Annotated in this window: 17 protein-coding genes and 2 pseudogenes; 8 read left to right on the top strand and 11 right to left on the bottom strand. The window is 45.1% G+C overall.

The window, feature by feature from the left end; genetic code table 11:
- The first annotated feature begins 43 nt into the window (after positions 1–43).
- Positions 44–835, top strand: coding sequence for a TatD family hydrolase (locus ACX5J7_RS18770; RefSeq protein WP_020745815.1), 792 nt, complete (start codon positions 44–46; stop codon positions 833–835).
- 20 nt (positions 836–855) lie between these two features.
- Positions 856–1,413: a pyridoxamine 5'-phosphate oxidase family protein gene (locus ACX5J7_RS18765; RefSeq protein ID WP_278382896.1), complete on the top strand. Its 558-nt coding sequence runs from the start codon at positions 856–858 to the stop codon at positions 1,411–1,413.
- A gap of 199 nt (positions 1,414–1,612) precedes the next feature.
- Here the strand turns inward: ACX5J7_RS18765 and ACX5J7_RS18760 are convergent, their stop codons facing one another.
- From ACX5J7_RS18760 to ACX5J7_RS18750, 3 genes are all read right to left on the bottom strand, one after another.
- Positions 1,613–2,245, bottom strand: coding sequence for an SDR family oxidoreductase (locus ACX5J7_RS18760; RefSeq protein ID WP_012518219.1), 633 nt, complete (start codon positions 2,243–2,245; stop codon positions 1,613–1,615).
- A 217-nt stretch (positions 2,246–2,462) separates the two neighbouring features.
- Positions 2,463–5,312: a ligand-binding sensor domain-containing diguanylate cyclase gene (locus ACX5J7_RS18755; protein ID WP_278382894.1), complete on the bottom strand. Its 2,850-nt coding sequence runs from the start codon at positions 5,310–5,312 to the stop codon at positions 2,463–2,465.
- A 264-nt stretch (positions 5,313–5,576) separates the two neighbouring features.
- Entirely contained in the window at positions 5,577–7,397 is a 1,821-nt protein-coding gene (locus tag ACX5J7_RS18750) for a M2 family metallopeptidase (RefSeq protein WP_333969886.1), read from the bottom strand.
- A 133-nt stretch (positions 7,398–7,530) separates the two neighbouring features.
- On the opposite strand from ACX5J7_RS18750, the gene ACX5J7_RS18745 reads away from it, so the two are divergent.
- On the top strand, positions 7,531–7,896 hold the full coding sequence (locus tag ACX5J7_RS18745) for a DUF4870 domain-containing protein (protein ID WP_012518222.1): 366 nt from the start codon (positions 7,531–7,533) through the stop codon (positions 7,894–7,896).
- 94 nt (positions 7,897–7,990) lie between these two features.
- Here the strand turns inward: ACX5J7_RS18745 and ACX5J7_RS18740 are convergent, their stop codons facing one another.
- From ACX5J7_RS18740 to ACX5J7_RS18730, 3 genes are all read right to left on the bottom strand, one after another.
- Positions 7,991–8,266 carry a hypothetical protein gene (locus tag ACX5J7_RS18740; protein WP_020743436.1) on the bottom strand — a complete coding sequence of 92 codons (276 nt, stop codon included), beginning with the start codon at positions 8,264–8,266 and terminating at the stop codon, positions 7,991–7,993.
- A 177-nt stretch (positions 8,267–8,443) separates the two neighbouring features.
- Entirely contained in the window at positions 8,444–9,208 is a 765-nt protein-coding gene (locus tag ACX5J7_RS18735; protein ID WP_012518224.1) for an SDR family NAD(P)-dependent oxidoreductase, read from the bottom strand.
- 12 nt (positions 9,209–9,220) lie between these two features.
- The gene (locus tag ACX5J7_RS18730) at positions 9,221–10,141 is read right to left on the bottom strand and encodes a haloalkane dehalogenase (RefSeq protein ID WP_012518225.1); all 921 of its coding nucleotides are present in this window, start codon (positions 10,139–10,141) and stop codon (positions 9,221–9,223) included.
- Between the two features lie 245 nt (positions 10,142–10,386).
- Here ACX5J7_RS18730 and ACX5J7_RS18725 point away from each other — a divergent pair, with 245 nt between their 5' ends.
- The 3 genes from ACX5J7_RS18725 (at position 10,387) to ACX5J7_RS18715 (ending at position 15,635) form a co-directional block, all read left to right on the top strand.
- Positions 10,387–12,513: a 3-hydroxyacyl-CoA dehydrogenase NAD-binding domain-containing protein gene (locus ACX5J7_RS18725; protein ID WP_498707863.1), complete on the top strand. Its 2,127-nt coding sequence runs from the start codon at positions 10,387–10,389 to the stop codon at positions 12,511–12,513.
- Between the two features lie 131 nt (positions 12,514–12,644).
- Positions 12,645–13,826, top strand: coding sequence for an acetyl-CoA C-acyltransferase (locus tag ACX5J7_RS18720; RefSeq protein WP_278382891.1), 1,182 nt, complete (start codon positions 12,645–12,647; stop codon positions 13,824–13,826).
- 9 nt (positions 13,827–13,835) lie between these two features.
- Complete coding sequence (locus ACX5J7_RS18715) at positions 13,836–15,635, top strand: acyl-CoA dehydrogenase C-terminal domain-containing protein (RefSeq protein WP_020745823.1); 1,800 nt, start codon at positions 13,836–13,838, stop codon at positions 15,633–15,635.
- Positions 15,636–16,001: 366 nt separating this feature from the next.
- On the opposite strand, the pseudogene ACX5J7_RS18710 reads toward ACX5J7_RS18715, so the two are convergent.
- The 4 genes and pseudogenes from ACX5J7_RS18710 to ACX5J7_RS18695 form a co-directional block, all read right to left on the bottom strand.
- Positions 16,002–16,401 (bottom strand): annotated as a pseudogene (locus ACX5J7_RS18710) (DUF3718 domain-containing protein).
- 243 nt (positions 16,402–16,644) lie between these two features.
- Positions 16,645–17,045 (bottom strand): annotated as a pseudogene (locus ACX5J7_RS18705) (DUF3718 domain-containing protein).
- Positions 17,046–17,362: 317 nt separating this feature from the next.
- A complete protein-coding gene (locus ACX5J7_RS18700; RefSeq protein ID WP_278382889.1) occupies positions 17,363–18,319 on the bottom strand; it encodes a sugar-binding transcriptional regulator in 957 nt (318 codons plus the stop codon).
- The gene (locus tag ACX5J7_RS18695) at positions 18,312–18,986 is read right to left on the bottom strand and encodes an HAD family hydrolase (RefSeq protein WP_498707860.1); all 675 of its coding nucleotides are present in this window, start codon (positions 18,984–18,986) and stop codon (positions 18,312–18,314) included. Before ACX5J7_RS18695 ends, ACX5J7_RS18700 begins: the two co-directional genes overlap by 8 nt.
- Positions 18,987–19,461: 475 nt before the next feature.
- Between ACX5J7_RS18695 and ACX5J7_RS18690 the strand changes: the two genes are divergently transcribed.
- Both ACX5J7_RS18690 and ACX5J7_RS18685 read left to right on the top strand, forming a co-directional pair.
- A complete protein-coding gene (locus ACX5J7_RS18690) occupies positions 19,462–21,177 on the top strand; it encodes a purine-cytosine permease family protein (protein ID WP_015067042.1) in 1,716 nt (571 codons plus the stop codon).
- A 10-nt stretch (positions 21,178–21,187) separates the two neighbouring features.
- The gene (locus ACX5J7_RS18685) at positions 21,188–22,705 is read left to right on the top strand and encodes a mannitol dehydrogenase family protein (protein ID WP_498707859.1); all 1,518 of its coding nucleotides are present in this window, start codon (positions 21,188–21,190) and stop codon (positions 22,703–22,705) included.
- 155 nt (positions 22,706–22,860) lie between these two features.
- Here ACX5J7_RS18685 and ACX5J7_RS18680 read toward each other — a convergent pair whose 3' ends face one another.
- A complete protein-coding gene (locus tag ACX5J7_RS18680; protein WP_498707858.1) occupies positions 22,861–23,253 on the bottom strand; it encodes a DUF3718 domain-containing protein in 393 nt (130 codons plus the stop codon).
- Between the last annotated feature and the right edge of the window lie 15 nt (positions 23,254–23,268).

Here is a 23,268-nt window from a genome sequence, read left to right as displayed (position 1 = left end):
ATCGTTGCCAAGCAGTTAACTTCAAAAAAAATATAGGTGTAGTTTGTTTGTAGATTCTCATTGTCATTTAGACCGACTTAAACAAGGGCCAGAAGCGCTCGCAGAGACGTTGGACTTTGCAAGAACGCGTGGTGTTGAACATTTTCTTTGCGTGTGTGTATCTGTTAATGATTACGACAGCATGCTAGAGACGGTGAGCAACTTTGACGATGTTTCTGTGTCCTGTGGTGTTCACCCGTTGCATCAGGACGAAGCGTGTAGTTTTGAGGAACTTTTAGAAAAAGCGCAGCGTGAAGAAGTGGTGGCTATCGGCGAAACTGGGCTAGATTATTTCTATAGCCCCGAGAGCAAAGAGGTACAGTTAACCTCGTTTGTTGATCATATTAAGGTTGCCAATGAAACGAAGAAACCGTTAATCATTCACACCCGTGATGCAAGAGAAGATACCATTAACTTGCTGCGTGAGCACAAAGCGTCGCATACAAAAGGCGTTTTGCATTGCTTTACCGAGTCGCTAGAAATGGCCCAAGCAGCCATAGAGATGGACTTTTATATCTCTATTTCGGGCATCGTTACCTTTAACTCTGCGAGCGAGTTGCGCGAGGTTGTGAAAGCGATACCGCTTGAACGCCTTCTTATTGAGACAGATTCCCCTTGGCTAGCCCCTGTACCCCATAGAGGCAAACAGAATCAGCCTGGCTATGTGGTTGAAGTCGCTGAGTTCATAGCAGACTTGAAAGGTGTTTCTGTACAAGAGTTAGCCGAAGCTACTACGCAGAACTTTTATAGGTTGTTTTCCCTTGCTGGCAATAAACGCGTTGCTAGCAATAACTAATATAGTGCATGGAGATAGCTATGCCCCAGTGGCGACAAGGACTGACAAAAAGTTTGCATCAAACCCGTAGCGTACCTGAGAGTCGCTACTTTCAGCTTGCCTCAGTAGATAGCAACGGGGTGCCTTATTGCCGTACCGTGGTGTTTAGAGGCGTGACTGATGACAACCAGTTAGTCGTTATCTCTGACACCCGCTCAGAAAAGTTTGAACAACTTAGTCAAACCCCTGAAGCCCACGTTTGTTGGTACTTTTCTAAAACCCGGGAACAATACCGCTTTTCTTGCAAAGCATCGCTAGTCACCTTTGAACAAGATGACGAACTTGTCACGTCTCAGTGGAATAAATTATCGGATGCTGGCAAAAAGCAATTTTTATGGGGAGAGCCGGGCACGCCCAGAAATGATGGGTCAGCATTACAAATTGAAGGGAGTTTTGACAAGGTGCCAAATCACTTTTGCACCATACTCCTTGCCATTAATAGTGTTGATTACTTAAATCTTAGAGGTAACCCACAACACCGCGAGTGGCATCAAAAAGATGAGAATGGTAACTGGGTCAGCCAGTCGCTCATTCCCTAACGTGGTAACGGGCGTGGTTTTCTAACCCCCATTATTAACCACAAATAAAAAGCCCTGTTGCATGCGAAACACTAAGCAAAAGGGCTTTTTAACTATCTCTATCTAAGGGCTCTCTTCCCGAGGTAACTAAACCTAAGTTGTTTTAATTCAAGCATCTCTACCTAAGGGGACTATAATTAAGGTGTGTGTACGCTTGCCCTTAGAAGATCTGAGAAATTGGCGTATCACCTTTAAATAGGTATGTAATTACGTTGTCCTCACCTTTTCGGCTAATACTTTCAACAATAGCGGTTGCTACGTCTTCTCGTGAAATGACGGCGTCATCTTTGTTGTTTGGCATATCAGTGCGGACCAAATGAGAACCCGGTTCGTTTAAAAGCGTTCCAGGGCGCAAAATAACGTGGTGCAATCCGCTGTTAATTAGGTGCTCGTCAGCCATATGCTTGGCGACTAAGTAAGGCTTAATTTCTGAAGATACTGCGTCGGGGTCGCCGGCTCCAATTGAACTCACCATTACAAATTTTGACGTGCCCGCAGCTTTGGCGTAGTTAACGGCATTGCGCGCGGCCCATAAGTCAATCATCAGTGTTTTATCTGCCCCGGTATTACCGCCTGACCCAGCCGTAAACACGGCAATATCAATACCTTCAAAATGTGCAGAAAAATCTTCTTCTAAGTCTTGCTCTACCACGGTTAAATCATCGTTTTGAATGTCAGATAATTTTTCAGGGCTTCTTACCGGAGCTAACACTTTGTGGCCCGCATCTAAAAGTTTAACCGTTGCCTGTTTACCAATTTGTCCCGATGCGCCAATAACTAACACATTCGCCATGATATAAACCTCCTTGCAATGCAACATGCATATCGTGAATAAAAACTGAGTTCATGTTTGTTAGAAAGGTAAAGTAAAAAGCGATCAATGTGTGCGACAAATAACATGATAACGAGGTTGTCGACATTACATCAGGTGTTAAATCACTTGCTCGTTCTTAAAACGAGCGCCAGTTTTAGATTACAATAAGTAGGTTGTTAGAAGGATGAATTCGCTACTATCTAACGACTGCATTTCTACCGGCTTCTTTGCCCTTATACAGTTTTTTATCAACTGCATGAATACAAGCTTCAATGCTATCGTAATTTTTAATGTCAGCGACGCCGCAGGTAATGGTTACATTAAGTTGATAAGGAGGAGAGTCAATAACTAGACTAGCCACCGCCTTGCGTAATTTCTCGGCAACCCAATAGGCTTCTTGCTCTTTTAAAGAGGGAAGTAGAATAAGGAATTCTTCGCCACCCCAGCGAGCGATAACATCGCTTTCACGAAGGCTGCTTTGCAAGATTTTAGCTATTTTGACAAGCACCGAGTCACCAGTTTGGTGGCCGTACTCGTCATTTATGCGCTTGAAATAATCAATATCTAAAAGAAGCAGCGAGAAAGTGTGTCCGTGGCGCTGGAATTCTTGCCATTCAGCTTTTGCTCTTTGCGTAAAATACCGACGGTTTTTTAATCCAGTCAATGAGTCCTGTGTAGATAAGCGTGTTAGCTTTTCTACGACTTCCTCTAGATCTTTTGTTTTTTCTTCTACCTTCAACGCCAGTTCTGCAGAACGTTTTTTTAGCGACGCGATTCTAAACCAAACGATTGAGGTAATGAGGAGAAGTATAATAAGTACGATTACCACGCGCCAAATAGGTTTATCCCACCATGGGGGAATGATGATTACTTCAAGTTGAGCCTCGTCACTGCTCCATTCGTTTTCTTTATTAATGGCTTTTACGGTGAAGCGGTAGTGTCCTGGGTTTAAGTTCGTGTAAGTTGCCACTCTTGTTTTGGCGTCAGTAATACGCCAGCTACTCTCAAAATCAACGAGCTTATAAGCATAGCGAAGTTCGTTGGCGTTCATGAAGTCTGTTGCTGCAAACTCGATAGAAAGTGCAATATCATTATCGTTAAGTGCGATTTTTCCACCTAAATTCAGACGTCTTTCTGCCGTAGTGCTATTGCTATTATTTCGACTAACTACTTTAACGTTAGTAAGGTGAACGCCCGGTGTCCACTTTAAGTTAGTGACTTGTGATGGGGTAAACTGCGTGACACCTTCTGAACCGCCAAAAAGAATAGTATTGTTATCGGTAGAAGCGACTGAGCCTATATAGTAGCCAGTGGATATCGCACCGTGCTCTGCACCGTAATAACTCAGTGAGGAAAGGTCAGGGGCGAGGTAAGTAATTCCTTCAATCGTAGAAATCCATAGACCATACTCGTTATCTTCCACAATAGCGCCGATTGAGATATTGCTAAGTCTGCTTTCGGGCTTAATCTGTGTTACTTTGAGTGACGACAGATCGTCTCCATCTTTGGTTATAAAATAAAGCCCAGCCGCTTGGGTGCCGACCCAGTAACCCCCGCGTTTTGAGCGAGATATCCAAGTAATTACCGTGTTATCTGTGATTTTGTCTGTGTATTGGCTAACGTTGACAAGTTCGCCGGTTAGTTTGTTAGCGACATGTAAGCCAGCTACCGTGCTAAGCCATGCGCTTTCTTCGCTTTCAAAAAGAATTCGAGTAGTGAGTGACAGTGGCCATTGCCTAATCACTCGCCCTTCTGACGGACGGTAAACGAAAACACCGTCACTATACCCACCGTACCAGATATCTCCGTCAGCATCGATATTAATACTGTAGCCAGATTTGCCCTGCAAAGCGACAATGTCCAGTTGATTGGTTTGACTGTTAAATTTAGCGAGTCCGCTACGTGTTGATACCCATAACGTTTCAGTCTTTTTGTCGTAAACAAGGCTCGTTAGCTTATCGTTGGCTTTGTCATCGCTAACTTGTGCGCCGCTAGATGTAAAAGGGCCTTGGTGCGTTTTATCGACAGCATCATAAAGCCATAGCCCTTTTTCGTTGGTAAGCCATACTTTATTGTCTTTATAGTGAGCCATTGAACCGACAATTCGGCCATCGCCGACCTCGCTTGAGTAAAAGTTGCTTAGCTCGGGATTGCTTATCGCGAAACCGTTGTCTTTAGTCCCCACAACAACAAGGCCTGATTGCGTTTGATAGAGGCTTGAAAACCGCTCATTCGCCGAATCTTTTTTACTAATTGGAAACCGCAATACAGTGTACGGACTGTGCGCCGTCAGTATGTTTACCCCTCGCTCAGTCGTTACCCATAGGTCACCATTGCGGCGAAGTAAAATATCAGAGACGTAATTGTCAGATAAACCATGAACTTCAGACGTACACAGTCTTGTAATCGGCTCTGATTTAGCGTTTGGATCAAACAGGCAGATGCCGTGTGTTGCCGTACCAAGCCAAAACCGCGAGCGCTGCGCCGCTACTAGGCGGGTAAAGTTAACGCCTTCAAACGCCACCAACTCCAACGTTTGCTTAATTAAATCGAGTTTATACAGGCCAGAGGTTGAGGTCACGTAAAGCGTGTTTCCAATCAGTTCAACATCAGTTAGCGTGCTGGTTGTATCGGGTAGATAGCTTATAAGCTCTATACTGTTTGTCTCTTCGTGATACGCGTATAGATTGCGTTCAGAGACTATCCAGAGCTTCCCATCGTGCGTCGTTTTAATTCGATTAATGACCTGTTTATTGAATGGGGAAGCAGTGGGTAAGGTGTAGTGTTCAAACCGCTCGGTGTCGACATTTAAACGACTAAGCCCGCTAAATGTACCCACCCACATGTGTTGGCCGTCTAAACTAGCTTCAATTTGTAGTGCGGTAAGTGTTTGAAGACCCTTCGACTTGTCTTCTCCCCACATTCCGAAGTTTCTAAACGTATAGCCATCAAACTTGTCGATACCTGATTGAGAGGCAAGCCATAGAAAGCCATACTTATCTTCTGCTATGTCGGAAACGGTCACGTGACTGATACCGCTTTCCATGTCAAAGCTACGAAAGACGGGTGGGTCAAACTGCGCTCGTGCGTGAAAAGTATAGTTGGTAAGGAAGCTAAATAAGAGGAAGAGGTACGTCAGATGACCACGCATAATAACGCTAATTGTTAAATAAAGTTCATAGCGCAACGTTACCCGAATGCCCGAAACTTTCAATGGGACCAAAGTTTAAATTGTATAAAAAAGCCCCGAACATTCGGGGCATATTTATTTACTAAGTACGCTTTAAATTTTGCCTATAGAGCGTAGTGACTACCAACCGCACTGGCGTGTCGCATTTTGCTTATCTAACCACGTTTTGAGCGGCGCGAAGTAATCAGCGATGGTGCTAGCATCCATTTGCGGCGAGCCCGTTAGTGTCTCTAACGCGTTCTGCCACGGTTGACTCATGCCCATTTCCAGCATCTCGTTTAGCGCCTTACCGGCTTCTTTACTGCCGTAAATAGAGCAGCGATTTAGCGGGCCTTCATCACCAGCTATATCACACAAGGCTTTGTGGAACTGGAATTGAAGGATGTGCGCTAGGAAATAGCGCGTGTAGGGTACATTTGCTGGTACATGATACTTTGCACCTGGGTCAAAGGCATTTGCACTTCGCTCGACAGGTGCCATCACACCTTGATACTTCTCTCGAAGCTCCCACCACAGGTCATTGTATTGGTCAGGTGTTACTTCCCCCGACATCACCTTCCAACGCCATTGGTCAACCATTAAACCAAAAGGAATAAACGCGATCTTATCAAGCGCTACCTGCATCAACATGCCGATATCATTCGACGCATCTGGGATTTCATCAATCAAATCAATTTGCTTAAGGTATTTAGGCGTAATCGATAGCGCGATAGTGTCGCCAATCGCTTCATGGAAACCGTCGTTAGCTGAACCGCGATAGAGCAGTGGCTGATCTTTATAGGCGCGCTGATAATAGTTGTGACCTAATTCATGGTGAATAACGTTGAACTCTTCGCCTGTCTTTTGAATACACATTTTTATGCGAAGGTCGTCTTTGTCATCTAAATCCCACGCAGAAGCATGGCATTGTACGTCACGGCCTTCTGGTTTTTGAAACATAGAGCGTTCCCAGAACGTATCTGGCAGTTCCTCAAAGCCTAGGGATGAGAAAAATGATTCAGCCTGTTTAACCATAGCGATTTCGTCATAGCCTTGTTCAGCCAACGCCGCGGTTACATCTGGAACCTGCATTTCTTGTTGAGGTTTTACGATATCGTATATGTTACCCCACGACTGTGCCCACATATTGCCTAAAAGGTGGGCCGGAATGGGTTTGTCTTGAGGTACTACATCTTCACCGTAATGTTCACCAAGCTTTGCGCGTACATGACAATGAAGTGATTCATAAAAAGGTTCTACTTGCGTCCACAAGCGGTCTAGCTCTTTGGGAAACTCATCAGCAGGCATATCATATTTGCCGCGCCACAGTGCACTCACATTTTCAAAACCCAGCTCTGCCGCGCCTTCATTTGCCAGCTCCACTTGTTCTGCGTAAAGCGGTGCCATTGGTTTAGATATTTCGCGCCAGCCTGCCCAATATTCTAATAATTTATCGGCGTCACGAAGGGTGGCCATTTCACTGCTCATTTCTACTAAGCTTTTGCACGTCCCATCTACGCTACAATACTCACCCGAGCCGTACATGGCACTTAGGTCAGAGCCAATCTTGGCTAAGCGCTCAGCTTTAGCTGCATCTGCAGGTGGTGGCATGGTTAAGCCATTTTTTAATAAATCGAGTTGTCTGCGGGTATCACTGTCCACATCTACATCATTAAATTTGGCCGCTTCTTTGGCTAACTTTGCTACTTTTGTTGATAGCACTTCATTAAAGTAGGCGCTTACCGCAGCGGTATCGAAATTGATATTGGTCGCATAGCTCCATTCTGCGTGCGCAGCGGGTACCTGCATCTTCGCAATATCATCTTGTGCTTGCTGGAGGAACTGTTTTGCGTCTTTTGCGGTCAGTGCCGCTTGGGTTTCTGTCTGCGTAGTACTTTCGCCACATCCTATAAGCGATAGGCTTACCAGTGCTGCTATCAGAGTACGTTTATGATTGAGCATACTTTGTCCTTTAATTATTTTGTTCTTAAAGTGAATCGACGTTCACATAGACATGCGCTAGCATTGTGTAACGCTGCGTAGATTTTGTAAAACAAATTTAACACAACACATTTATTCAATTATAAGGAAATTTATGTCAACGGAAGCGCCACTTTATTGGGGGCTAAATGCCCGCAGTTATTGCACACTGATCCACGTTTCTCAGTTATCGAGCTTTGTTATTCCCGGTCTTGGTATTATTTTACCGATAGTGCTTTGGATTGCACATAAAGATCAAAACGAAGATATTAACCAGCATGGCAGAGTGACCGCTAATTGGCTACTGAGCTTACTCGTTTACTCAGTAATTTGCTTTATTCTCACCTTCATTATCATCGGGGCACTTGGGTTTATCGCACTTGGCTTGCTGAACGTTATCTTTGCCATTGTAGCAGCGGTAAAAGCAAACAAAGGGGAACTTTGGGTTTATCCTTTGAGTTTTCAGTTTATTAAGCGCTAACGCAACATTACAACTATCAGGTGTTTAAGCGCCTTTATCATTCGTTACCGTTTCGTCCGTCTTTTACGCTAGCTTTAAGACTGTTAAATGGTAATTATTCAGCGCTGGTACGGCTGTTAGGGAGTACGCTATGAATGAGAAACAAGCCGTTCGATGGCTTTTTGCGTTGAGGAACTAAGGAGGTAGTGCGTTTAACAGCGTTAAGTGCCAGCGATTTATTGAGGCGCTGTTTCTTATTGCTTGGGTTAGAGGCTATTTCTTTTACACTGGTTAACGAAAGTGGTGCTTCTTGAGCCAGAGCAGGAGTAAAAACAATGGCGAATAAGCTTAGCGCGAGCGATAAGAAAATGTTTTTACTTGGCTTTATCATCACACTTTTCTCTTTTGCAGTGACGGGTCGATTGCAGAGGCGGTTGCACTCGCCTCTTTAATCGGTTTTGTTTGTTCACCTTTATTACAACTAAAGTAGAGAGAAATCTAAAGGTTACGGGTTATACCAAGGTATTGGTTTCCATACTTATTGCTAAGCTTATGGGCAACGTTTTTATCACCACGCCGTAACACCGCCATCTACGGCGATGGTTTGTCCATTCATGTAACTGTTGCCAGGTGACAGCATGAGCATCATGGTATTGACGATTTCTTGAGGCTCGCCTAAACGCTTCATCGGGCTACCCATACCCAGCTGTTCGCGGGCTTCAGGCGTGTTATAGCCGTCCACATTGAGTATATTGGTAGGGCTGTAGAACGGGCAAATTGCGTTAACCCTTACATTTTTACGCCCATATTCAACGGCAGCAGTTCGGGTAATACCTGAAACCGCATGCTTCGCCGCCGCGTAAGCGCCGCCTTTAGGCGCGCCGCCCAAACCGGCAAGAGAACTTACATTTAATATGTGTCCTTGTTTTTGCGCTAGCATGACGGGAATCTGATATTTCATGCCGAACATAACGCCTTTTACATTTACGGCAAACTGAGCGTCTATGATTTCTTCTGTCATCTGGTGAACAGGAGCGGGCTGATGAGCAATACCCGCATTGTTGACTGCAATGTCTAATCGGCCGAATGTCTCCATCGCCTTGTTAACGAGCTCTTTATTGAGTGATTCGCTCGCGATGTTACCAGCTAGCACTGCAACATCGGTTAATGTACTTACATCGCGCTGAATTTCTTCAAGGGCTGTTTCATTGATATCAGAAAGAACCAGTTTCGCGCCCCGGTTAGCAAGACCTAACGATAGCAAGCGGCCAAAGCCACTGCCTGCGCCGGTGATTAGTACTACTTGCCCCGTAAAGTCGAGTAGTGCATCCATGGTAAACTCCTATTAATTTGTTGACTGATGTGTTTGTTGAATAAACCGTATAAGTAATTCGGCTAACTTTTCACCCTGGTCTTCTTGAATGAAGTGTCCGCCGTTTTTAACCGTGGTGTGCGCCATGCCATCGCAGCCTTGGACTAGTTTCTGGAATATCTTTTCGCCGCCTTTGGTTATTGGATCGCTGTCGCCAAACGCAGTAATAAAAGGTTTGTTAAACTGTTTCAGTTTTTCCCACGCCAGCCTGTTGGCTTGTGCCTCTGGATTATCCGGACTTGTGGGCACTAATAAAGGGAACATTCGCGCACCTGCTTTGTAACTTTCGTCTGGAAAGGGCGCGTCATAGGCGGCTAGGGTAGTATGGTGTAAATCCGATACCGTAGCGTTTTGGATAATGGCCGAAGTGGGAAAAACCGGAGTATCTTGAGAAAAACGGCGCCATTTTATAAACGCGTCGCTTGCCGGATGATCTCCAGTAGGTAACCCTGTATTAGATACCATTACACCAGTAAAGCGCTCCGGCATATCTGCGACAAGTCGTAACCCCAAAAGCCCACCCCAATCTTGGCAAAACAATGTAGTCGGTCCTTTAACAACCTGAGTAAACCATTCTTTAAGCCAGATAACGTGCCTTGCGTAGGTATAGTCCTCTTTGCGCATTGGCTTATCAGAACGGCCAAAGCCTATTAAATCGGGAACCACTACGTTAAACCCCGCCTTTGCTAATATAGGCATCATCTTTCTGTACAAATAGGCCCATGTGGGTTCGCCGTGCATTAATAGAATGGTATGGCCGTCAGCCGGGCCACACTGATAGTACGCCATCGTAATTTCACTGCTTATCGTATCGGTAACTGCGACATACCGAGGCACGTAAGGAAAGTCGGGTATTTTATCAAAAGCACTTTCCGGTGTTTTGAGGACTTGCATCGTTCACCATCCTTATGTAAATAAAATGTAATAACCTGTACTGCATGTTTAACAAAAACACTCCTTCTTCAAGCTGTCAATTAATCCTTAAGCGAGTCGTAGCTAGCGCTAAACACAAAAATGAACCCGCTAACGGGTTGGGGCGTGTTATTAAATATTATGATGAATGTCTATAACACCAATAAACTTGGATGATTGGCAACACTGCAATAACATCCGGTTAACGTGATAAACAGGACATGGTTATGACTGAGATGGAAAATAAAGCTGTCGAATACGCAGTGCAGCAGGGTGTTGCCACCCTTACAATGCAAAGCGCACCGGTAAATGCGCTATCACGCGCAATAAGAATTGGCTTAATTGAAGGTATAGAAAGTGCGCTTAACGATGCAAGCGTGAAAGCAATCGTTGTTACTTCTTCACTACCCATTTTTTCTGGTGGTGCAGACATCAGTGAGTTTTCCGGTGGCGATTTGTCGCCCATGTTGCCTGAAGTTTTAGACAAGATAGAAAACGCGACAAAACCCGTGGTTGCCGTACTTCCCGGGCCAGCCTTTGGCGGCGGGTTAGAAGTAGCGTTAGCGTGTCACCACCGCATTACTTTTGCGGGCAACAAAGTCGGCCTTCCAGAAGTTAATCTTGGAATTTTGCCTGGGGCTGGCGGTACGCAGCGCCTTCCGCGTTTAGCCGATGTTCAAACTTCCCTTGAAATGATTGTAACGGGCAAACCTACATCAGTAGTGAAGTTACCAGGTGTTTTTGACAAAATTTCCGATAAACCAGAGCATTTGCTTGAAGATACCAAAGCGTATCTGCAGGGCCTTACGCCAGATAAAGCCATCAAACGTACTTGCGACATTTCGCTTACGATGACAGATGAAACTAAAGGCGTGTTTGATGCGGTAACAGCGCAAACGAAAAAAGCGACCCGTGGCTTTTTCGCTCCCCTTAAGTGTATTGAGGCAGTGCGCGGCGCGTATACGTTAGCGTTTGACGATGGCCTTAAAAACGAAGGCAAGTTGTTCATGGAATGTATGAACACGCCACAAGCCAGAGCACAGCAGCACTTCTTCTTTGCAGAGCGAGCGGCAGGTCATGTGAGTGATTTTGATAAGAACACGCCAGAGCGCAGTATCGAAAAAGTCGCAATTATAGGCGCAGGTATCATGGGGGGCGGAATTGCAATGAACTTTGCTAATGCCGGTATTCCCGTAACTATGCTTGAGCTTAAAGAAGAGGCGCTGGAAAAGGGTCTTGCACTCATTCGCAAGAACTACGAGAACTCTGCGAAAAAAGGCAAGCTTACTCAAGAACAAGTAGAACGTCGCATGGCGCTGCTATCTGGCACCACATCATACGATGATCTCTCTGATGTCGACTTAGTCATCGAAGCTGTGTTCGAGAAAATGGAAGTAAAGAAAACAGTATTCTCAACGCTTGATAAAGTGTGCAAGCCCGGCGCTATTTTGGCCTCGAATACATCGACACTGGACATAGACGAAATTGCTACCGCGACGTCACGCCCAGAAGATGTGATTGGCCTGCATTTCTTCTCGCCTGCCAATGTTATGAAGCTGCTTGAAGTGGTTAAAGCAGAAAAGACATCCGCCGAAGTTATCAAAACCTGCATGAAGATGGCTAAGCGCATTAGGAAAGTAGCCGTGTTAGTAGGTGTATGCTTTGGATTCGTGGGGAATCGTATGATTGAACCTTACGGTCGTGAAGCCAATCGATTGCTTCTTGAAGGAGCGACGCCTGAACAGGTTGATCGCGTTTTAACAGAATTTGGCATGCCAATGGGGCCGTTCACGATGGGCGACATGGCGGGCTTAGATATTGGTTACTATGTGCGTCAATCTCGCCAAGAACACATTTCCCACGATCCCGCCTACGGCGCGGTTGCAGATCGCCTTGTAGAGAAAGGGCGCAACGGGCTAAAAACCGGGCGTGGTGCTTACAACTACGATCCAGGGAGTCGCGTTCCTATCCCAGACCCTGAAGTACTTGAAATTGCTAAGCAAGAAGCGGAACGCCTAGGCGTTCAACAGCGTTCTGACATCAGCGATGAAGAAATTCTTGTTCGTGTTATGTATTCACTGATCAATGAAGGTGCGGCGATTTTAGAGGAAGGTATTGCGGCAAAGTCTAGCGATATTGATGTGATTTATGTTTACGGCTATGGCTTCCCAGTGTACCGCGGCGGCCCTATGCAATATGCCGATGAAGTAGGGCTTGGGACCATTTTAGATAAGCTAACCACTTATCGCGATCAGCTTGGCGAATACGGAAAGATGTGGTTAGAGCCAAGTGATTTATTGGTAAAGCTGGCCCAAGAGGGCGGCAGTTTTAGAAGCTATAACGCAAAAGCCTAGTTTTTTAAAAAATAGTAATGAGTAAGGCGTAAGCCGTTAGCGGCTTACGTTACGCACACTAAAGAAAACGTGAAATTTAGCTTTACGAGCAGAGTTGAGCTGAATTTTGCGCAATACGAAGGAACAGTAATATGCGTGATGCAGTAATTGTAAGTACAGCACGTACACCAATAGGCCGTGCCTATAAAGGCGCACTAAACAACTTACCCGCGCCGTCGTTAGGTGGTCATGCCATTGAAAATGCGGTATCTCGTGCGGGTATTGACCCTGCTAGCGTAGATGACGTCATCATGGGCGCAGCGCTCACACAAGGCAGCGGTGGTATGAACATCGGCCGGTTAGCCGGGCTTGCCGGCGGCCTTCCTGTTACGGTTGCGGGTATGACCCTTGACCGTCAATGTAGTTCAGGTATGTACGCCATCGCTACAGCAGCAAATGCTATTCGTACTGGCGATACCAACATTATGGTAGCCGGTGGTTTAGATTCTATTTCACTGGTACAAAACAAGAACATGAATATGTTCCGTGCCGTTGACCCTGCACTTGTTGCTAAGCACAAAGATATCTACATGCCGATGCTTCAAACCGCTGAAGTGGTAGGCAAGCGTTATAACATTAGCCGCGATGTACAAGATGAGTACGGCTACCAAAGTCAAATGCGCACAGCAGCAGCGCAAGAGGCCGGTAAGTTTGACGACGAAATTGTACCTATTACAGCAGTTCAAGCGGTCTTCAATAAAGAAACGGGTGAAACCTCTGAGCGCGAAGTCACCTTGTCTAAAGATGAAGGTAATCGCCCAGAAACTACTCTTGAAGGTTTGAAAGCGTTAAACCCTGTTATTGAAAGCGGCTGCATTACAGCTGGCAACGCGAGCCAGCTTTCAGACGGCGCAAGTGCAACAGTTATTATGGATGAGCAGTCAGCAGCGAAAGGCAGTGCTCAGCCACTTGGAATTTATCGCGGTATTGCAGTTGCAGGCTGTGAACCTGATGAAATGGGAATTGGCCCGGTATTCGCCATTCCTAAGCTATTAAAGCAGCATGGATTAACCATGGACGATATCGGTCTATGGGAACTTAACGAAGCATTTGCAGTACAGGTACTCTACTGCCGCGACAAGTTAGGTATTCCAGACGAATTATTAAATGTAAACGGCGGTGCCATTTCTATTGGTCACCCATACGGCATGAGCGGTGCTCGCATGGTGGGTCACGCACTCATCGAAGGTAAACGACGTGGTGCGAAATATGTAGTTTGCACCATGTGTATCGGTGGCGGCATGGGCGCTGCTGGTCTATTTGAAGTTATATAGGTATTGGGTATGGAAGGTTATAAAGCTCCACAACGTGACGCCATGTTTGTAACACATGAGCTACTAAATTATCAAAATCACTATCAGAAGCTGGGATTCGAAGAAGCGTCTGAAGACTTAGTGTCTGCAATTTTTGCAGAAGCTGCTAAGTTCTCTGAAAACACGCTTGCACCTATTAACGCATCAGGCGATGAAGAAGGGTGCAAGTGGGTTGATGGCGAAGTAACGACGCCGAAAGGCTTTAAAGAAGCGTATCAAACCTACGTAGAGGGTGGCTGGCCAAGTATGTCTCACCCAGAAGAATTTGGTGGTCAAGCGCTACCATATTCATTGTCTTCTATCATTGCTGAATGGTTCTCAGGCGCGAACCACTCGTGGGCCATGTACCCAGGCCTTAGTCAGGGCTGTATGGAAACATTAAAAGCCCACGGCACTGAGTTGCAGCAAAAAATGTTTCTTGAAAAACTGGTAAGCGGTGAGTGGACAGGCACAATGTGTCTAACCGAAGCGCACTGTGGCTCAGACTTAGGCATGCTGAAATGTCGCGCCGAGCCTCAGGAAGACGGCAGCTATAGCTTAACGGGCACAAAGATTTTTATCTCTGCCGGTGAACACGATATGTCTGAAAATATCGTACACATCGTGTTGGCTCGCTTGCCTGACGCACCAGAGGGCACTAAAGGTATCTCGCTATTTGTGGTGCCTAAATTCAATGTATCTGAAGAAGGCGAAAAGCAAGATAGAAATGCAGTTGCGTGTGGCAGTATTGAACACAAAATGGGCATCAAGGCCAGCGCAACGTGTGTTATCAACTTTGACGGCGCAAAAGGTTTCTTAATTGGCCCACCAAACCGTGGCCTAAATTGCATGTTTACCTTTATGAATACAGCACGTATTGGTACTGGTCTAGAAGGTCTTGCGGCATCGGAAGCGTCATTCCAAGGTGCGCTGCGCTACGCGAAAGATCGCATTCAGTTTCGCTCAATGACCGGGCGTAAAAACCCAGATGGTCCGGCCGACCCGATTATCGTGCACCCTGACGTGCGCCGTATGCTATTGACGCAAAAGGCGTTTGCTGAGGGAAATCGTGCGCTTGCCGCTTATTGCATGCAAATGGTTGACGTTACCCTTTACGGTGATAATGCGGCCGAGAAACAAGAAGCTGAAGCTAAACTTGCTTTCTTAACGCCTATTGTAAAAGCGTTTTTAACCGAAACGGCACAAGAATCAACCAGCTATGGCATGCAGGTTTACGGTGGACATGGCTTTATCAAAGAGTGGGGCATGGAGCAGCTAGCGCGTGATACGCGTATTTGTACCATGTATGAAGGGACTACTGGTATTCAAGCGGTAGACTTATTAGGCCGCAAAGTAATGGGCTCTAACGGTGAGTTGCTTAATGTATTTGTACAAGAAGTACGTGACTACTGTAACTCGCTTCGCGACAACGCCCAATTTAGTGCTTGGACTAATGCCCTGAGTTCTCACCTTGACGAATGGCAGCAAATTACTATGGATATTGGTAAAGCCGCCGCGTCAAACCCAGATGAAATAGGTGCGGCGTCTGTTGACTACCTGATGTATTCGGGTTACGTCACCGTGGCTTACTTCTGGCTTAAAATGGCAGTGAAGGCACAAGAGCAACTCGATGCCGGTAGTACAGAAACTGAGTTTTACCAGAGCAAGATCTTAACGACGGGTTTCTACTTTGACCGCTTGTTAACACGTACTCGTTCTCTTGTTTCTGCAATGCAATCAGGCGCTGACAACTTGATGTCTATGCCAGAGAGCATGTTTGCTATCGAGTAATGCCATAGTAGTTAAACGAGCAATAAAACTCGTGCGCAGGTAAAAGTGCGCACGACAAGCCGAGCAAATAGGTAACCAAGTTTTTTGGATACGTTATTTAGCTCGGTTTTTTTGTTTTTGAAGATAAGAAAGGTATCTATGACCTCAATGACAAAAACTCAGCAAGCAGTGAATAGCAGCCACGATACCCATTGGTACGCCGAAACTTTACAAAGGTAGTATTAAAAAGGCCGGATAGGTAAAGGCAAAAAGAATGACTTTTTAGGGAGTAGAAAGGGGTGAGGCCCCAAAAAGGGGCCTCCAGTGCGGCATCCTGCCGCTACCATGTTGAACTGGTGTATCACATGGTGTGACTTAAATGTTTTATTAGATTCTGCCGTTAAGCTCAGCTGAAATTGGTGAGCTTTGAAGGCCTTGCTCTGCAATCCAAGCTTGAAGAGTCTTGCCGTCAGCTTCAGGTGCCGCTAGGTCTTTACTTGGCATTTTCTTTACAAGTAGTGTGCCTACGTCCACTGCGTTGTTAGTAATGGCCGTGCGGATAAGGCTTTGACCGTTACAAGAAATACCTGAGTAGTAATCGCGAAGCTTAAGCTTGTAATCTGACTGTACGCTACGCAGTTTTTTTGCGTAGTTCGCCTTTGTCATCTGCCTGTACAATAGTACAGATATTTGCAAGGGCTTCGTTAATGTCATTTGCTTGCGCTGCGTTAGAAAAAACTAAAGTAGATGCTGCAATTACTAGAGAAGTTTTAACGATTTTCAACATGGTTAAATTCCTTCGTTTGTTGTTTTTAAGATTATGTTTGTTCGTTGAGATGTATTTAACCTCAAACTAAGTAATTGAAAAACATATTGTAAAATAACAGGGTATACCAAAGTATACCTTTGGGTTTGGACGGGGGTATGAAGCGGAATTAGCCCAATAAAAAAGGCCCCGTAGCAGTGGGGCCTTCGAATGCAGCTATTGCTGCAACCATGTTGAATGGGCTCACATGGTAATGTGAATAGCTTAAATTCTATCGTTCAGTTCGGCAGAGATAGGAGAGCTCTGTAAGCCTTGTTCTGCAATCCAAGCCTGAAGAGTCTTACCGTCGGCTTCTGGCTGGGTCAAATCCTTACTTGGCAGTTTTTTTTCACCAATAGTGTGCCTACTTCAACAGCATTGTTGCTTAAAGCTGTTCTAATAAGACTTTGTCCGCCACACGAAACACCAGAGTAGTAATCGCGAAGTTTTAACTTAAAGTCAGATTGCACACGACGCATTTTTTTGCGCAGTTCACCTTTGTCGTCTGCTTGCACAATGGTACAAATGTTGGCTAGCGCTTCGTTTACATCGTTTGCTTGCGCTGTATGTGAGAAAGCTAAGGTAGACGCTGCTATGACTAAAGAGGTTTTAACAATTTTCAACATGGTTAAATTTCCTTCGTTTGTTTGATTAAAAGTTTTGCTTGTTGGAATTAATTAAAAAACAACCAGGTTGAATAAAAAACATTCATTCGAATAACAAGGTATATCAGTCAATACCTTATACTAAAGATGTAAGTAGAGTGGAATTTGCTGTTAGCCTTTAGTATTAAAGGGGTAGAGGGGATGACGGAAGGGGAAATGGCTTGCTCAATAAAGCAGCAGAAAAAGCGCAAAAAAAACAGCGCTTCACTGTTTTTTTGCTTTTTCTCAGCGACTTTCGATATGAATTTTGAAAAAAATCGCTTCAATTTTAAGTCGTGCTATGCATCAAGTAATGCTGACGCCGTGCGCTCTGTAGTGATTAACCCGTTTAAAAATTTAGAGCGAAGCGCACCTCTAATGGCATTGAATTTGTTGTCTCCCGCAGCAATACCAATAACGGGTTTCTCTGGGGTGGCTTTAAGTTTAACGCTCGTTACCCGTTGGTTAATGTCGCACTTGATCAATGCGCCCTCTTCGTTAAACACCCAGCTGATAATTTCGCCGCAAGCGCCTGAGTCGGCTAGAATGCCTAACTCGTCGTCGTCAATGAATCCGTCTTTATATAGCGGAGATACGCTGCCTAGGTTGCCTATGCCTACAAAGCTGATATCAGCCTGTTCGGCCAACGAATGAATGCGAGATATATGCTTTTGTTGATGCCATACACCTCGTTCCTCTTTGCTCGAAGCAATGACCGGCGTTGGCATAGGGTAGTGCTGGGCTTTTAATCGGTCAGCAACATGTACCGCCACGTCGTAACGGGTCGCTTCTCCATTTTCAGCTATATTACCGACGAGAGAAACAATTTTATGTTGCGGGCAGTGCAATAACGATAACTCATCCGCACAAGCACGAAGCACTCTTCCGGTGCCAAATGCTATGGTTTGCGGAGCGTCGTGTTTAAGTGCGCGTTCTATAGCTGCCGCGCCGGCCTGTCCCAGCCCTTGTGTAGAGTTAGGGTCGTCATCTACATTTGGCACGATATCGCAAAATGTCAGCCCAAACTTTTCTCGTAGCCCTTGCGCTAATTCCATGCATCTGGCGATAGGGTGTTCCAAGCGCACTTTAACCAGCCCTTCTGACATAGACAGTGCGACCAGTCTTTGCGCACTTTGACGGGAAGTTTTAAGGGTTTTCGCTATTTCGTCCTGTGTTTTTCCGCCCACATAATACATCCATCCCGCTCTGGCCGCTTCATCCAGTTTGTTGAGTTCGTTTTGTGCTTTCTTACTCATGTTTTTTTCTCGTATTAAATAAGTCAGGGAACCGTGTTGTAAACCCGTCCCAAGAAGCAATGGTGTGCTCGTGGTGTTCTACTAGGTTACGTATATGAGTACCGCCTGTGTAGTGAAGGTAGCGCATACCGGCGGCTTTTGCCCCCGCCAAGCCTGGCTGGGAGTCTTCAATCACTAAACAGGTGCGTGGGCTGCAATTAAGTGCATTGGCGGCATAAAGAAATAAGTCTGGCGCTGGTTTACCTCTGCTTACCAATGAGCGGGTAAATATACGGTCGTTAAAATAGGTAATTAGGCCAGTACTTTTTAATGCTTTTTCGGTTCTCTCTGGTGAACTGCTTGTCGCCACGCAAAAGGGGACACGCAACGAAGAGAGAACATCTATAATGCCTGACGTTGCAGTTAGGTGGCGTTCAAAGGCGTGAAAAAGCAGTGTATGAAACTCACCTTCCAGAGAAGGGGTCAATAAAAGCGCAAAATCCTCTTCTATTTTGCTCCTTACATGCTCCATGCTTTTGCCTAGAAAGTTTTCGATAAAATACTGCTTAGTGAGTGCAATATCATAATTCGCTAAAACCGAATTCCACGCCTGCATAGACAGCACTTCGCTATCTATAAGTACACCATCACAGTCAAAAATAACTAAATCAATGTTATCAGTTCGCAAGAATCACCCTTAATGCATTTACCATATTTTGCCTTATTCCATACTTTCCTACGCAATACCTGTTCAATGATTACAAGGGAAATAAAAAGCACCCCTTGAATATTTGCTTAAGTGTAAAGTAATTGATGCCAACGTTTCTACCGTTAATTTAATGCGCCAATCGCGATAACGCTGTTTTACGTAAACTCGCTGAAATCACTCAATGTATTAACAATACCATTTTATATCTTCGTTATTTACTTCAAAGAGATACCCCTAAGGGAAAAGGCTGAAGTACATTTGTTGAGCAATTTTGTCGTGTTAAAAATTTAACGCATAGCGACTTTATTTTGTTAATTCGTGTTTACAAATGAAAGGGTATGTGCAAATATTCACGAAAATGAGATATGTCTCACAAGTTGGGCAATTGCTCCATCTGCATTGTCGCTACAAAGACACAACAAAGAGATATCCACCTACAACAAGAGATTTGAAGATGAAGTCAACGTCGAGCGATATTGATATTTCAAAAGTAAGCGACGAGCAACTGCCGGTCGCAAAGCATAAACTTAAAGGCTGGAAGCACTTTATGGGCTTGTATGCCGGTGAACACGTTGCGGCCACAGAGTTTGTTTTCGGTGCAACGTTTGTCGCCTTAGGCGCCACCATGACCGACATCTTGTTAGGCTTACTTATTGGTAACCTACTGGCTGTTTTGAGCTGGACACTTATCACTACACCTATAGCTGTTGAAACCCGTCTAAGCTTGTACTCCTATCTTCAGAAGATAGCGGGTGATTCAATGACCAAGCTCTATAACTGGGCGAATGTGATCATATTCACCGTTATTTCCGCTGCGATGATTACCGTATCAGCCACTGCCGTTCGATTTGCGTTAAACATTCCAGCGCAGTTGAACTGGTACCCGACTAATTTAGCATTTGTTGCTGTTGTGTTGGCTGTGGGCGTTATTGTTGTGTTTGTTGCCATGTACGGTTTTAACGCTGTGTCGGACTTCTCTCGTATTTGTGCCCCTTGGCTTTTCACTATGTTTATCTGTGGTCCACTTATTCTTATGCCTGCATTGGCAGAATCTGTGATAGGACAAACATTCTTAACGTCGTGGAACGACTTTATGCATATCGGCAGTACGTCGGTGTGGACCGGTTTAACGCAAAGCGGTGAGCCAGGAATTGGCTTATTAGAAGTTATTGGGTTCTCTTGGGCAGCAAATACCATCACGCATTTTGGCCTTATTGATATGGCGCTACTACGCTTTGCGAAACGCAAGCGCTACGGTCTTTGCACCTCAGCAGGCATGTTGTTTGGTCACTATATCGCATGGATCTCAGCGGGTATTATGGGCGCGGGGACTGCGGTTATTGTGCAGAAATCTATTGTAGAACTTGATCCAGGTGACGTGGCATTCCACGCGTTAGGTCTCTCTGGTCTTGTTATTGTTATCGTTGCCGGCTGGACTACCGCAAACGCTAACCTTTATCGTGCCGGACTTGCTGCACAAGCTATTTTTAAAGATAAATCACGTACTAAAACCACTGCTATAGTTGGTATGGTTACCGTAGCCATCGCGTGCTTCCCATTCGTATTTACTAAGTTGCTGCCACTTTTAACTTATGCCGGGCTGCTTGTTGTTCCAGTCGGTGCAATAGTCTTCGCTGAGCATATGATTTTTCCTCGCATTGGGTTTACACGTTACTGGGCCCATTATCAAAGCCTTACCCATAGCACACCCGCTGTTGCAAGCTGGGGCCTAGGACTTGTGTTCGGCTTTGGGTTAAATGCGTTAGATGTTATTTCATTCTATTACCTGTTTATCCCTACATGGTTCTTCACAATAGCCGTATATACCGTGCTTGCTGCTAAATATGGCGCGAAAGAAGAATACCCTGAGCAACAAGCGCAAGTGAAGGCCTTTGACGAGCGTGTTGAAGAACACCAACAGCAAGAAGCGGCGTTAGAAAGCGACCACGTTGAGGATATCAGCGCCGCAACTAAATTATTGCGCCTTACTTCTGTAGCTAGCTTACTTGTGTCCATCGCGCTAGCAATTAAAACGTTTTCTCTTAGTGACACGCTTGCCGTGTACGAATCGAACCGTGATTTATTTTTCAATATAGGGTTCGCGTGCACCGTTATCTATTTCGTTACTGCGTATTGGGCGATGCGTCGCCAGAAAGCGCTACAAAGCTAATAAGGTTTTTATGCAATCTCAAACGCCAATTTTATTAAACAGAGCTAACTTGCCATCCTTGCCTGCTGACGTTAAGCGTCCAGCTTATGATGTGGAGAATGTTCAAACGGGTATTGTTCACATCGGCGTGGGTGGGTTTCATCGTGCACATGAAGCCATGTATGTAGACAGATTAATGGCCAAGACCGGTAATTTGTCGTGGGGTATTTGTGGTGTAGGCCTTCGTGAAAACGACCGAGCAATGAAAAAAGTGTTCGATGAGCAAGACAATCTTTACACATTGGTTGAAAAGCACAATGACGGGTCGCGCTCTGCGTCAGTGATAGGTGCGATGACTGGTTTCTTAATGGCGCCAGATAATCCTCAAGCTGTCATTGATAAAATGTCTGAGTCTGAAGTGCGTATCGTTTCTTTAACCATCACTGAGGGTGGTTATAACTTTGATGCATCTACAGGTGAGTTTATTACCACTAACCCAGATGTGCTTCACGACATCGAAAATCCGAAAAGCCCTAAACTGGTTTTTGGCTACTTAGTTGCTGCAATCAAAAAGCGCAGAGAAAACAACGTTAAGCCCTTTACGGTTATGTCGTGCGACAATATTCAGCACAACGGTCATGTGTTGAAGAAGATGTTGTTAGCTTATACTGAGCTATTCGACCAAGCGTTAGCGCAGTGGGTTAACGAGAACGTCAGCTTTCCTAATTCTATGGTAGACAGAATTACGCCTGCGACTACAAGCGAAGATATAGTAATGCTTAAAGCACAAGGGGTAGAAGATAGCTGGCCAGTAGTATGTGAGCCTTTCAAGCAGTGGGTTATTGAAGATGACTTTTGTAATACTAAGCCACAGTTTGATGAAGTGGGCGCACAATTTGTTAGCGATGTAGCGCCTTATGAAAAGCTGAAACTACGCATGCTAAATGCTGGGCATTCAGTACTAGGGCTAGTGGGTTCAGTTGCCGGACTTGATACTATCCATGAGAGTGTAGAAGCTGCGCAATTAAAACAGCTATTGTCTATCTTTATGGAAAAAGAGGTGATGCCAACCCTAGATGAGGTTGAAGGCATTGATGTATTTGATTATCGCGATACGTTAATCTCTCGCTTTTCAAATCCTTTTATCAAAGATACCTTGGCGCGTATTTGCTTAGAAAGTTCAGCCAAGCTGCCAGTGTTCTTGCTGCCTACGGTACGAGATAACTTAGTAGCTGGGCGTGATGTAAGTATTAGTGCCTTCGTTGTCGCGTGTTGGTCGTATTATTCAGATAAACACGCGTCTCAAGACGGAAAGCCGCTAGAAATTAACGACGTATTGTCTGGTACACTTCATCGCGCTGCCCAGCAAAATGAAACAGACAGCTTAAGCTTCTTGAAGATAGAAGAAGTGTTTGGCGAGCTTGCTCAGCAAGAAAAATTTGCTGATGTCTACAAGGCATTCCTTGAGCGTGTTTATCAAAATGAGCCTGTACTTTCGATAAGCGAAGCACTTTCGGAAGAAAAGCTAGCGGTGGCTAAGGCCAGTTAGGTATTAGTTACTAATTAATAAACAAAAGGAGAGTTGATATTAACTCTCCTTTTTTCTTTTCATCTTGAAAAGAAAAAAGCGACCCGGAGGTCGCTTCTTAAAGTGCAGATTACTCTGCAACCATGTTGAACTGATTCACATGGCGTGAAAGGGGGTTACAGTCTGTCGTTAATTACCGCTGCAATTGGGTTGTCTTGCAAGCCGTTTTCGGCAACCCATGCTTGCAGTGTTTTACCGTCTGCTTCAGGCGCATTTAAATCGCTCTTGGGCATTTTCTTAACCAGTAGCTCACCAGTTTCTACTGCGTTACTTAGCAGAGCCGTACGAATTAGGCTGTTACCACTGCAGCTAATGCCAGAGTAATAATCTTTAAGCTTCATACGATAATCTGATTCAACTGAACGCATCTTCTTACGAAGCTCGCCTTTATCGTCAGCTTGTACAATAGTGCAAATGTTTGCTAGCGCCTCGCTTACATCTGCGTGTGCCATACCTGACATGCCAAATGTTGCTGCGATAACAAGAGAAGTTTTAACGATTTTCAACATGGTTAATTCCTCAAG

The organism is Alteromonas infernus, from assembly GCF_902705815.1.
The sequence above is the reverse complement of the archived record's forward strand: the minus strand, read 5'-3'. Positions and strand labels throughout refer to the sequence as shown.

Coding starts and splice junctions, on each gene's coding strand:
- ACX5J7_RS18765 (WP_278382896.1), top strand. CDS start 856: ATGCCCCAGTGGCGACAAGGACTGACAAAAAGTTTGCATCAAACCCGT.
- ACX5J7_RS18760 (WP_012518219.1), bottom strand. CDS start 2,245: ATGGCGAATGTGTTAGTTATTGGCGCATCGGGACAAATTGGTAAACAG.
- ACX5J7_RS18755 (WP_278382894.1), bottom strand. CDS start 5,312: ATGGAAAGCGGTATCAGTCACGTGACCGTTTCCGACATAGCAGAAGAT.
- ACX5J7_RS18750 (WP_333969886.1), bottom strand. CDS start 7,397: ATGCTCAATCATAAACGTACTCTGATAGCAGCACTGGTAAGCCTATCG.
- ACX5J7_RS18745 (WP_012518222.1), top strand. CDS start 7,531: ATGTCAACGGAAGCGCCACTTTATTGGGGGCTAAATGCCCGCAGTTAT.
- ACX5J7_RS18740 (WP_020743436.1), bottom strand. CDS start 8,266: ATGATAAAGCCAAGTAAAAACATTTTCTTATCGCTCGCGCTAAGCTTA.
- ACX5J7_RS18735 (WP_012518224.1), bottom strand. CDS start 9,208: ATGGATGCACTACTCGACTTTACGGGGCAAGTAGTACTAATCACCGGC.
- ACX5J7_RS18730 (WP_012518225.1), bottom strand. CDS start 10,141: ATGCAAGTCCTCAAAACACCGGAAAGTGCTTTTGATAAAATACCCGAC.
- ACX5J7_RS18725 (WP_498707863.1), top strand. CDS start 10,387: ATGACTGAGATGGAAAATAAAGCTGTCGAATACGCAGTGCAGCAGGGT.
- ACX5J7_RS18720 (WP_278382891.1), top strand. CDS start 12,645: ATGCGTGATGCAGTAATTGTAAGTACAGCACGTACACCAATAGGCCGT.
- ACX5J7_RS18715 (WP_020745823.1), top strand. CDS start 13,836: ATGGAAGGTTATAAAGCTCCACAACGTGACGCCATGTTTGTAACACAT.
- ACX5J7_RS18700 (WP_278382889.1), bottom strand. CDS start 18,319: ATGAGTAAGAAAGCACAAAACGAACTCAACAAACTGGATGAAGCGGCC.
- ACX5J7_RS18690 (WP_015067042.1), top strand. CDS start 19,462: ATGAAGTCAACGTCGAGCGATATTGATATTTCAAAAGTAAGCGACGAG.
- ACX5J7_RS18685 (WP_498707859.1), top strand. CDS start 21,188: ATGCAATCTCAAACGCCAATTTTATTAAACAGAGCTAACTTGCCATCC.
- ACX5J7_RS18680 (WP_498707858.1), bottom strand. CDS start 23,253: ATGTTGAAAATCGTTAAAACTTCTCTTGTTATCGCAGCAACATTTGGC.